The sequence below is a fragment of the Psychrobacter sp. Sarcosine-3u-12 genome, from assembly GCF_002836005.1.
In the GTDB taxonomy this organism is placed as follows: Bacteria; Pseudomonadota; Gammaproteobacteria; order Pseudomonadales; family Moraxellaceae; genus Psychrobacter; species Psychrobacter okhotskensis.
Genome location: NZ_PJBY01000096.1, coordinates 59,359 through 70,998 on the forward strand (window position 1 = coordinate 59,359; position 11,640 = coordinate 70,998).

General features: G+C 41.8%; 8 protein-coding genes. 7 read left to right on the forward strand and 1 reads right to left on the reverse strand.

What is annotated here, in order from left to right:
- Positions 1 to 7 precede the first annotated feature (7 nt).
- Positions 8 to 928, reverse strand: coding sequence for a 23S rRNA pseudouridine(2605) synthase RluB (gene rluB, locus CXF65_RS07165; protein ID WP_101211553.1), 921 nt, complete (start codon positions 926 to 928; stop codon positions 8 to 10).
- A 324-nt stretch (positions 929 to 1,252) separates the two neighbouring features.
- Between rluB and CXF65_RS07170 the strand changes: the two genes are divergently transcribed.
- Genes CXF65_RS07170 through CXF65_RS07200 form a run of 7 tightly spaced genes read left to right on the forward strand, consistent with a single transcriptional unit; the run spans position 1,253 to position 11,331 of the window.
- The gene (locus CXF65_RS07170; RefSeq protein WP_101211554.1) at positions 1,253 to 2,350 is read left to right on the forward strand and encodes a polysaccharide biosynthesis/export family protein; all 1,098 of its coding nucleotides are present in this window, start codon (positions 1,253 to 1,255) and stop codon (positions 2,348 to 2,350) included.
- 19 nt (positions 2,351 to 2,369) lie between these two features.
- Positions 2,370 to 2,801 carry a low molecular weight protein-tyrosine-phosphatase gene (locus CXF65_RS07175; protein ID WP_101211555.1) on the forward strand — a complete coding sequence of 144 codons (432 nt, stop codon included), beginning with the start codon at positions 2,370 to 2,372 and terminating at the stop codon, positions 2,799 to 2,801.
- Positions 2,802 to 2,860: 59 nt separating this feature from the next.
- Positions 2,861 to 5,119 carry a polysaccharide biosynthesis tyrosine autokinase gene (locus tag CXF65_RS07180; protein WP_101211561.1) on the forward strand — a complete coding sequence of 753 codons (2,259 nt, stop codon included), beginning with the start codon at positions 2,861 to 2,863 and terminating at the stop codon, positions 5,117 to 5,119.
- 50 nt (positions 5,120 to 5,169) lie between these two features.
- Positions 5,170 to 7,167, forward strand: coding sequence for a polysaccharide biosynthesis protein (locus tag CXF65_RS07185; RefSeq protein WP_227523218.1), 1,998 nt, complete (start codon positions 5,170 to 5,172; stop codon positions 7,165 to 7,167).
- An 8-nt stretch (positions 7,168 to 7,175) separates the two neighbouring features.
- Positions 7,176 to 8,453, forward strand: a complete 1,278-nt coding sequence (gene tviB / locus CXF65_RS07190) for a Vi polysaccharide biosynthesis UDP-N-acetylglucosamine C-6 dehydrogenase TviB (protein ID WP_101211557.1) — start codon at positions 7,176 to 7,178, stop codon at positions 8,451 to 8,453.
- 23 nt (positions 8,454 to 8,476) lie between these two features.
- On the forward strand, positions 8,477 to 9,520 hold the full coding sequence (locus CXF65_RS07195) for an NAD-dependent epimerase/dehydratase family protein (protein WP_101211558.1): 1,044 nt from the start codon (positions 8,477 to 8,479) through the stop codon (positions 9,518 to 9,520).
- Positions 9,521 to 9,531: 11 nt separating this feature from the next.
- The gene (locus CXF65_RS07200; RefSeq protein ID WP_101211559.1) at positions 9,532 to 11,331 is read left to right on the forward strand and encodes an ABC transporter ATP-binding protein; all 1,800 of its coding nucleotides are present in this window, start codon (positions 9,532 to 9,534) and stop codon (positions 11,329 to 11,331) included.
- The last annotated feature ends 309 nt before the right edge of the window (positions 11,332 to 11,640 follow it).

The window sequence follows — 11,640 nt, forward strand, 5'->3', positions numbered from 1 at the left end:
ATTTCGATTAACGCTTATCGTTGCGATCACGGGTATTGCGCGAACCGCGACTGGCAGGGCTACCGCTACTTTTTGGTTTCGCACTGCCACTACTATTACGACTATCGGTGCGACGCGCTTTAAGTGGCTTATTCTTGATACGTTCTTGCTTTTCTTTCGCGGCGCCATGCAGACCAGTACCGTGGCGTGGGCGTAAGCTGACTAAGTCTGTTAGAGTATTGATGTCTTTTTTATCCAGCTCTAAAAAGCGACCTGTGCGTAGCTCTTTTGGTAACATAATCGTGCCGTAGCGCGTACGCAATAGACGGCTGACTTTGAGACCTTGTGACTCAAATAGGCGACGTACTTCACGATTACGGCCTTCTTTTAGTTTGACGTGATACCACTTGTTGACGCCTTCACCGCCACCTTCTTTGATGTCTTCAAACTGTGCCATGCCATCTTCTAACATAACGCCAGAAGTCAGCGCACGGGCGATATCAGGGGTAACTTCGCCCAATACACGTACCGCATATTCGCGTGTTACTTCGCTAGATGGGTGCATCAAACGGTGCGCCATCTCGCCATCATTGGTAAACAACAATAGGCCAGTTGAGTTAATGTCCAAGCGTCCGACCATGACCCAGCGATCATGAGTTAGCTTTGGCAGACGTTCAAAAACCGTTGGACGACCTTCTGGATCGTTGGCAGAGCAGACTTCGCCTTCAGGCTTATAATATGCCAATACGCGACGACGCTTCTCATTTTCAGCCGTATATTTAATTTGACGACCATCAACACGGATCTCATCGCCTGGTTCGACGCGATCACCAATGGTTGCTGGGCCATTATTGACCGTGACGCGCCCAGACTTAATGACTTCTTCCATCTGACGACGTGAACCAAGTCCCATACGGGCGAGGGCTTTCTGTAATTTTTCATCTTTCATAATCAATTCCTTGAGTCGGTGGGTTTACATTTCTCAATGTATAAATTTGAAGGGCATATTCTACGCTATTTGTGTTATATATGCAGCACTTGATTGTCATTAAAAAATTGCTTTAGTTATTAAAACAAAGTATATTCAAATATTTGAATATACTTTAGAAAATTAGGTAACAACTGTCTAATAACTAACTTCATGTGTTATTATAACGGTGTTTATTTTTGTTTCTACTACGATGGTTTAGTGTGTTCTTGCTAATATAGTATTACAAAAGTTGCTCAATCGTTAATAGCTGATATTTATCACTATGTTTTATAAGGTTCTTCTATGCGTCGCAAGTCATACAGTCTATTAAGAGTAGCGTGTTTCCTACTCGTCAGTATGTTATCAGCCTGTACCAGTATCAATTCTGGACTTCAAGCGGGTGATTTGCCGCCTAATGGGGCCTTTGTGGCCGAAAACGGTATTACCTTTAATGTTCAGCCATTAAACGTAGCGACATTACCGCCTAAGCAAGCCACAGTGCTCGATAGCGACTTATATAACCTAGTCAAAGCATCGGGACGGATAGATTATCGTATTTCTGAAGGCGATATTCTAAGTATCTTCCTAACAGGCTATCCTGATATAACGCCTACTACGAATAATACTACTAATCCTTATATATCAGGGTTTCCAGTTGATCAACAAGGCTTTATTCAGTTTCCTTTAATAGGCCGTATCAAAGCAAGCGGTATGAGTGTGCCGCAGTTCACGGCGACGTTGCAAAGTAAGCTACAGCGCTATCTTAAATACTCAGATCCACAGGTCAAAATTGTTAACTATCGGGGCAGTAAGTTTTTTGTCGATGGCGACGTCAATCAATCTGGGGAGTTTGCTATTGCTGATGTACCGGTTTCCTTATATGGCGCAATTTCTATGGCGGGCGGTGCTACAGAAGCTGGTGACTCCAATAATATTGTCTTAAATCGCCAAGGTAAGAACTATAACCTAGGATTGCGGTCATTACGTCAAATGGGTCTGTCTGCCAATCAGATTTACCTACAAGATGGCGACTCTATCCATGTCAATAGCCAAAGCCGTAACAAAGTTTATGTATTGGGTGAATTTGGCAGAATTGCACCAGTTGCCATCCCCGAACAAGGGCTGAGCTTAGCGCACGTACTGGGTGAGTCGAATGGGCTAGACTCTAATACTGCCAATGCCGCTAAAATATATATTGTCCGTGATAACCCAGAATATAAGTATACCAATATTTATTATGTCGATATGCAGACCATCACCAGCTTAGCATTGGCCAATCGCTTTGAGATGCAGCCTAATGATATTCTTTATGTTGATCCGACTGGTTTAACGCGTTGGAATCGTGTTATCAGCTCGTTGTTACCATCAACCTCTGCAATCAATACGCTTTCACGGTTATAGGTTATAGGTACGAAACATTATGACGTTTGAAAATATTTTGGTCGTTTGTGTGGGCAATATCTGTCGCAGCCCTATTGCTGCCGCCCTATTGATAGATAAATTTCCGCAGAAAAATATTGATTCTGCTGGCCTGTCTGCCGTCGTTGGACATTCTGCTGATGCAAAAGCGCAAGAAGTTATGAAAGCAGATGGTTTAGATATGTCTGACCATATAGCCAAACAGATTGATGAAGCGCTAGTGGTAACTGCTGATCTGATTTTGACTATGTCGACCAACCAAACCAAATGGATTGAAAGTCGCTGGCCACACTGCCGTGGTAAGACCTTTCGGATTGGACACTGGATTGACAAAGATATTATGGATCCTTATCAGCATGAAAAATCCGTATTTGAGACAGTAAAGAAAGATATTGTCGAAAGCCTTAAGCAATGGAATGACAAAATTAGCTGAGCGATTAAAATTAAGCGACTGCTATTAAGCAACCAACACGAAGTGGTGAATACATAGTGATAAATACAGATTCAAAGAACCTATCAAAGTCTAACGGTGACAAAGAGGGTGATGACATTGATTTAATGGCACTTTTACTAGTGTTGCTACGTGGCTGGAAAGTCGTGGTTTTTTTTGCTGTATTAGGACTGTTGATAGGAATACTATATAGCCGTTATGTCAATCCAACTTTTAAGTCAGATGCGCTGATACAGATTGAGGAGAACTCTCAAGGCATTGCCGCACTGGGTGAGAGTATCTCAGAGCTGGTCGGCTCAGAGGCCAGCAAAGCCCAGACAGAGGCAGAGCTCATCAGATCACGGATGATATTAGAGCCGGTCGTTAATTTATTACATTTGCGTATCCAGCTTACTGATCCTAATGTAGGGTACATCGATAAAATAAAAAATGATCGTACTGATACCCAGATTAATACTGCTGAAGGCGTGTCACTAGATACTGAAAGTGGCCAAGTACAGATTAGTCAATTTAACGTGTCGCAAGCCTATCTAAACCAGCCTTTTACGTTGACGAGATCTGCTACGGGATTTGTATTAACCAACGGTTTTGATGAGTTTAAGGGTCAGATTGGTCAGCCGCATAAGTTCAAGGGCGTAGACGGTCAGATCCATATTACTGTGAATGAGCTACCGACTGAAAGCTATCCCATCAATATTAGCAAGAAGTCATTAAAGGCCACCACAGATGCTGTAAATGAATCTCTATCTGTTGTAGAGAAAGGCAAGCAAACCGGTATTATTCAGCTGTCTATGACTGGTGCAAACCAGCAGCAAGTGACGTCTGTGCTGAATGAAATCGTTTTATCTTATGTCAATCAAAACCAATCGCGCGGCTCTGAAGAAACCACCAAAACGCTTACCTTTATGGAGACTCAGATCCCAACACTAAAGAAAAGGCTAGAAGACTCTGAAGCCATATTTAATGAATTCCGTAAAAAATACGGCACGATTGATGTCGGTAAAGAAGCGGAGTTACTATTAGGTGAAAACTCTCAAATCGACGCACAACTGAATGAGCTTAAACTTAAAAAAGCGGATCTGACCACTTATTATACTGAAGAGCACCCGTTGGTCATTCAAATCAATGAACAACTTGCCGTGCTCAATGGTAGAAAGCAGGAGATCGACAATACCATTGCTGGTTTGCCTGAAATCCAAAGAGAATTCTTACAGTTATCCGAAGATACGGCGATCAATAGAGAAATCTATCTAACGCTGCTCAAAAACTACGAACAGCTAAAAATCGTCAAAGCAGGTCAAATAGGCTTTGCACGTATCATTGATTTACCGATCAGTACCTTTAAAGCCATCGCGCCTAAGAAGCTGCAGATCATGATACTAGCAATGCTCTTAGGTACGATGCTAGGAGCTATGCTCGTCCTACTCAAAAACTTACTGAGAAACGTGGTAAAAGACCCAGAGCGCTTAGAGGCCAAGACTGGTGTTCCGGTGATTGCGACCATTCCGCGCTCACCCTTATTATCAAGATTAAGTAAAAGTAAAAAATCTGCCGATCGGATGCTGGCTCATGTCGATCACAATAGTCTGAGCTATGAAGCGATCAAAAGTCTCAGAACGAACCTGATGTTCGGAATGCCAAGAGAAGGTTTAACGGCCCAATCTGCCAAAGTGATACTAATTACTGGAGAAAGCCCAGGGGTTGGTAAGTCTTTTATTTCAGCTAACCTCTCAGAGGTATTTGCCCAGTTAAATAAAAAGATATTGGTGATCGATGCAGATATGCGCTTAGGTGAACTGCATAAGATGTTCAATATGAATCAATATAATGGCCTGGCTGATTATTTGATGCAAGATAACAGTCGACTGACTCAAGTCGCTAATATCCAAAAAGGTAATGCGGTCCCTAACCTAGGTATTGCTGGCTTTATTCATCCTACGGCTATGGATCATATTGATTTTATACCACGAGGCAAGCATCCTCACAATCCTGCATCGCTACTGATGAATGATAATTTTGGTCAGCTGATGGCAGAGCTAAAGTCTCAGTATGATTATATTATTATCGACTCGCCACCAGTACTGGCAGCTTCAGATGCCATGGTCTTAGGCCAATACGCGGACAAGGTACTAATGGTAACAAGGTATGATGATTCAATAGAGGGACAGTTGGTTTATGCCGTCAAGCAGATGAATAAATCCAACATACAAGTAGATGGCATTATTCTCAACGATGTACAGCAAGGTCTAATGAGTAAATACAGTTATCACTATAATTATGCTTATGGCAATAATCAATAACTAGCTCGTCATTATCGACTCCAAAAGTACACTTCAGGTAGTTGGATGTTATGTCTATAAAATCAGAGTCTATGGATCCTTATCAGTCAGGCAGTAACCTAAAAAAATGGTTACAGCTTACGGCTCAGTATTTATTATCACTACCGCGTCATGTTAAGCGTGCCATTTTATTAACTGCCGATTTTTTAGTAGCAGTCATCTGCTTATTCTTGGCGCTGGCATTGCGACATGGTTATATTGCTCATCATATTAGTCCAGTTGCCTTATGCTTATATGCGCTTATTCCTATCATCGCCTTATATGTGATTGGGTTTTATAAAGGTGTCGCTAGAGGCTTTTTTGATGCGGAAATGGGTAGAGTATCTCTATTATTTATACTACTTATTGTCGTTTATGAAATTATTATTTCTTTAAGTCTTTCTCAGAACCTACCACGCTCAGTCCCGATTATATTTTTATTCTTCTTTTTTGCGTGGCTATGGAATAGTAGGCTGACCATTCGCGAGTTATTAACTCGTTGGCAAGGAGGACGTCAACCGCATCGTTTAGAAGATAATTGCGACAATGTCATTATTTATGGCGCGGGGGAAGCTGGTAGAGACTTGCTAGAGGGTTTGAGACACTCCAATAAATACAATGTCGTGGCTTATATTGATGACGATAGGCAACTGACAGGTGCGTATTTATTAGGAAGAAGGATTTATGCCGCTCATGAACTTGAGGACATAGTAGAGAGACTAAAAATAGCGCAGGTGTTTTTGGCTATTCCCTCTCTTAGTCGTACTCGTAGAAGACAAATCATAGATAAGCTGTCGAGCATCTCTATAAAAATCCAAGATCTTCCGAGTTTACAAGAGCTTGCAGATGGCAAGGTCACCGTTAGTAGCATGCGCAAAGTAGATATCTTGGATGTGTTAGATCGGCAGACGGTCGAGCCAGATGCTTACCTCTTGCAGAAGAATATCACCGGTAAATGTGTGCTGGTGACTGGTGCCGGCGGCTCTATCGGTAGCGAGCTGTGCCGTCAAGTAATAAAGAACGAACCAAAATGTCTTGTGCTATATGAGTTGTCTGAATTCGCGCTTTATAGTATCCATCAGGAGCTCATAGCATTACAAGCAATGCACAGCAGCTATCAGAATATTGAAATCGTTGCAGTCATTGGTAATGTCACCAATGAGGACAATCTTGTCAGGATATTCGAGCAGTATCACATAAAGACGGTCTATCATGCCGCTGCCTACAAGCATGTGCCTTTAGTTGAGCACAATCCCTTTGAAGGTGTTATTAATAATACTAAAGGTACTTATCACTGCGCGCGTGCGGCGATTGCAGCAGGTGTAGAGACTTTTGTACTCATCTCTACCGACAAGGCAGTTAGACCTACCAATGTCATGGGGGCGACCAAGCGGTTGGCTGAGCTGGTCTGCCAAGGGTTGAGTAAGACTAGCGGTAGCACCCGCATTAGTATGGTGCGCTTTGGCAATGTATTAGGCTCGTCTGGCTCGGTCGTGCCGGTATTCACCAAGCAAATAGAAGAAGGTAAGCCAATCACGGTTACTCATCCTGATGTCACTCGTTATTTTATGACCATTCCAGAGGCGTCGAATTTGGTCATACAAGCTGGGGCAATGGCAACTGGTGGTGAGGTATTCGTCCTTGATATGGGTGAACCGGTAAAAATCGTCGATTTGGCACGTAGAATGATTCATTTGAGTGGTCATGAAACCAAAACAGCTGACAATCCTGATGGTGATATAGAGATTGTCTTTACGGGGCTGAGGGTAGGAGAGAAACTCTATGAAGAGCTTATCATCGGTGAGGACAATATTGAAAAGACAGAACATCCGCTCATCATGCAGGCAATGGAGCACAGCTTCCCATTAGATGATATAGAAGATACATTGTGCGAACTGAGTCATAGAGCCAAAAAGCACGATGTGATATGGCTAAAAGAGCGGTTTAAGTACTTTGTAGCAGGGTATCAAGAAAGCCCTAATACTGAGACTTTAGAATCTAAGACAAAACTCACTGAAAAGATTGTTTAATAGGAAAGATGATGGACATCAATAGTATAAAGATCGCCGTTATTGGTCTTGGGTATGTAGGATTACCTTTAGCGGTTGAGTTTGGCAAGCAGCATTCAGTAGTGGGTTTTGATATCAATGCCAGTCGTATTGCTGCTCTGATAGCGGGTAGCGATCATACCTTAGAGGTCAATGATGAAGAATTAGCTGAAGCGACACATTTGCGCTACAGCTCAGACATTCAAGCGCTGACAGACTGTAATTTCTTTATCGTAACAGTACCGACACCCATCGATGACTTTAAGCAGCCTGATTTGACACCATTGATCAATGCCTCAAAGGCGATTGGTACATTACTAAAAAAAGACGACATCGTCGTTTATGAGTCGACAGTCTATCCTGGCGCGACCGAAGAAGTCTGTATCCCAGTATTAGAAAAAGTATCTGGATTAACCTTCAACCAAGACTTCTATGCGGGCTACAGTCCTGAGCGTATCAATCCGGGTGATAAAGAACATAGAGTGACCAATATTTTAAAGGTCACCGCAGGCTCTACCCCTGAAGTCGCGGATTTCGTCGATGAAGTCTATAACTTAATCATTACTGCCGGTACGCACAAAGCACCTAGCATTAAGGTTGCAGAAGCAGCCAAGGTCATTGAAAACACCCAAAGAGATGTCAACATTGCTTTGATTAATGAGTTGGCTGTTATCTTTAATAAAATGGGTATAGATACGGAAGCGGTACTTACAGCAGCAGGTACCAAGTGGAATTTCTTGCCGTTCCGTCCAGGGCTCGTCGGCGGTCACTGCATTGGTGTTGATCCTTATTACTTGACGCACAAGGCGCAAGCGATCGGTTATAACCCAGAGATTATATTGGCCGGTCGTCGTTTAAACGACAGTATGGGTGAGTATGTGGTCACACAGTTGGTCAAAACCATGATTAAAAAGCGCATACAAGTAGAGGGTGCCAAGGTTTTGATCTTGGGATTAAGTTTCAAAGAAAACTGCCCCGATGTGCGTAACACCAAGGTCATCGATATCGTCCATGAGCTACAAGAATATAACATCGAGGTCGATGTTTATGATCCTTGGATAGATGCGAATGAAGCTCAGCGAGAATACGATATCACGCCTATCTCTCAACCATCATCACATCAATATGACGGTATTATTTTAGCAGTTGCTCATCAGCAGTTTGTAGAGATGGGTATAGAGAAAATAAGAGCGTTTGGTAAAGATAAGCATGTCCTCTATGATTTAAAGTATGTTTTTACTAAAGAAGACACTGATATCCGCCTATAAATCTATAAAAAATACGGAAAGTAATGGTTATGACGTCAACTGCATATGAAAAAGTTCAAAAAGTATTAATTAATGAACCAAAGACGTGGCTGATTACTGGAGTCGCAGGGTTTATAGGATCTAACTTACTTGAAGAGCTATTGTTACTGAATCAAAAAGTAGTGGGATTAGATAACTTTGCGACTGGATTTCAGCATAATTTAGATGAAGTACAAGGACTGGTGAGCGCAGAGCAGTGGCAGAGATTTAAATTTATAGAAGGCGATATTCGTCAGTTAGCTGACTGTCAGGCAGCATGTACAGGCGTAGATTATGTATTACACCAAGCGGCATTAGGCTCAGTGCCGCGCTCTATCGCTGATCCTATCAATACCAATGATACGAATATCTCAGGCTACTTAAATATGCTCGTAGCGGCTCGTGATGCTCAGGTTGCCAGTTTTACCTATGCGGCGAGTAGCTCGACTTATGGTGATCATCCTGCACTTCCAAAGGTCGAAGATGCTATTGGCAAGCCTTTATCACCCTATGCAGTGACCAAATATGTCAATGAGCTGTATGCTGAGGTATTCGCTCGCACTTATGGCTTCAATACCATTGGCCTACGCTATTTCAATATCTTTGGTAAACGCCAAACCCCTGACGGTGCTTACGCAGCAGTAATTCCAAAGTGGACAGCTGCTATGATTGTAGGGGGTGAAGTATTCATCAATGGCGATGGCGATACCAGTCGCGATTTTAATTTTATTGAAAACGCTGTACAGGCTAATATTCTAGCAGCGACTGCTAATGAAGATGCCAAAAACCAAGTCTATAATGTAGCAGTGGGTGGTCGTACTACTCTTAATACGCTGTTTTCAGCACTCAAAGAGCATTTAGGTGCTAATGGAGTTAGCTATACTCAAGAAGCAGTCTATCGAGATTTCAGAGCAGGAGATGTGCGTCACAGTCAGGCTGACATAAGCAAAATACAAAGTGCGTTAGGCTATGATCCTCAGTTCGATATTGTTCAAGGTATTGAGAAAGCGATGCCTTGGTATGTTACCTTTTTACAAAATAGCCTGTAGTTGAATACATTATGTTGAAAGTAATCAAGCAGCTCTTTGGTCTGCTCACAGATAAGCAGTTAAAACAGTTTTATGTTTTGCAAGTATTAGTCATTATTATGGCTTTTACAGAGCTATTAGGGATCGCTTCTATCGCGCCTTTTATGGCTTTGGTTGGTGATATTGGCATACTAGAGACCAATGACGTTTTTGCACAGTTATATCAAATGTCTGGTTTGAATAATACGACAGATTTTTTGTTTTATGCAGGTGTGGTTGTGTTAGTGATGCTGACGTTCTCTACCGTTGTTTCTATGTTTACCATTTGGAAGCTATCTATCTTTGGTGCGCGCATAGGGACCGAGATTGCTGATCGTCTCTATAGCTATTATATGCAGCAAAGCTGGCAATTCCACGCCAGTGGTAGTAGTGCACAGCTGACCAAGCAAGTATCTACCGAAGCGGCGCGCATTAGTAATGGCATCATACAGCCATTATTTCACATGAATGCAAAGCTTGTCTTGTCACTGTTTATATCCATTAGTATTGTGATATATGACCCACTCATTGCGATACTGGGTTTATCTGTATTTTCGTTAGCTTATTTTTTATTGTACAGATTGGTCCGAAAAAAGTTAGTCAGTAATGGTCAAAAGTTATCACAAGTATCGACGCAGCGTTTTAGACTTATGAATGAAGGCTTTGGTGGCATAAAAGATGTCTTACTGCTAAACCGCAGTCACGATTTTATTGAGCGCTTTCATGACAGTGGTAAAGCCTTTGCTCGTGCGCAAGGGACCAATATAGCCATTAGCCAAGTCCCTCGTTATTTTATTGAGCTCATAGCCTTCGGGGCAATGATCTCACTGGTGCTGGTATTGATCAAGTTGCATGCGGGTAACTTGGGGGAAGTTTTGCCTATTTTAGCAGTTTATGCCTTAGCAGCATTTAAGCTGCTGCCAGCGTTACAACAGATTTATTCTAGTGTTTCGGCTATCAAAGGAAACGTTGCTGCTTTTGAGGCTGTAAAAAAGGACTTGGAGCACTCAATTGAAAACCAAAAGAATATTAGTAAACCCCAGATACCTACAGCGATAAGCCTTAACAAGAGTATTACGCTAAACGATATTGAGTTCAGTTATCCTAATAAGGATAGAGCGGCAGTGGATGGTGTCAACATGAGCATTCCTGTCAATAGTGTGATTGGGCTAGTTGGATCGTCGGGATCTGGTAAGTCTACCTTAATAGATTTGTTGCTTGGATTACTGACCCCGCAACAAGGCAGTCTATACGTCGATGATATTCCAATCACTGCGGATAACAGGCGTGCATGGCAAGACTTACTAGGCTTTGTACCGCAAAGTATATTTTTGAGTGAAGGCACCATCGCAGAAAACATTGCCTTTGGTTTACCAGCCAAAGACATCAGCATAACGCAAGTAAATAAAGCGTTAACGCTAGCCAATCTTACTGAATTAGTTGAGCAATTGCCAGACGGTATTAATACCAAAGTAGGTGAACGCGGTGTGCAACTCTCGGGTGGCCAACGTCAACGTATTGGCATTGCACGTGCACTCTATCATGAGGCTGAGGTGTTAGTATTCGATGAAGCAACCAGTGCGCTAGATGGTATAACCGAAAAAATAGTGATGGATGCCATCCATGAGTTCAGTGGTAAAAAAACCATCATCATGATTGCTCATCGTCTAAAAACAGTAGAGAAATGTGATCTTATTTATTTTATGGAGAACGGAAAAATAATAGATCATGGGACTTACCAAGATCTTGTAGTACGTAATATGAAGTTTAAGGAAATGGCGAAACACGCTTAAATAATTTAACAGCGTTTAAAACCTTGAACTGTATGCTATGACTGAGATCTTATGGCTTATATTTTAATTACATTCAAGAAAATAATTAAAATTTAAGAAAAGTGTGCTTAGAAAAGCCCTTAATCCACATATATTAGTTATTAGAGTCAATGTTATGAAAAAAATATATATAACTAGTCTTCATTTAAAACATGGTGGGATAGAGAAGGTGGTTTGTAATTTATCCAATTTATTCATTGAAATGAATTACAGCGTAGAAATATTATGTGTTTATAACTTTGGAGAACCTGTATACCATTTAGATAATAA

What these genes read in the sequence shown, in the direction of transcription:
- rluB (WP_101211553.1), bottom strand. Translation starts at nt 928, where the DNA reads ATGAAAGATGAAAAATTACAGAAAGCCCTCGCCCGTATGGGACTTGGT.
- CXF65_RS07170 (WP_101211554.1), top strand. Translation starts at nt 1,253, where the DNA reads ATGCGTCGCAAGTCATACAGTCTATTAAGAGTAGCGTGTTTCCTACTC.
- tviB (WP_101211557.1), top strand. Translation starts at nt 7,176, where the DNA reads ATGATGGACATCAATAGTATAAAGATCGCCGTTATTGGTCTTGGGTAT.
- CXF65_RS07195 (WP_101211558.1), top strand. Translation starts at nt 8,477, where the DNA reads ATGGTTATGACGTCAACTGCATATGAAAAAGTTCAAAAAGTATTAATT.
- CXF65_RS07185 (WP_227523218.1), top strand. Translation starts at nt 5,170, where the DNA reads ATGTCTATAAAATCAGAGTCTATGGATCCTTATCAGTCAGGCAGTAAC.
- CXF65_RS07175 (WP_101211555.1), top strand. Translation starts at nt 2,370, where the DNA reads ATGACGTTTGAAAATATTTTGGTCGTTTGTGTGGGCAATATCTGTCGC.
- CXF65_RS07200 (WP_101211559.1), top strand. Translation starts at nt 9,532, where the DNA reads ATGTTGAAAGTAATCAAGCAGCTCTTTGGTCTGCTCACAGATAAGCAG.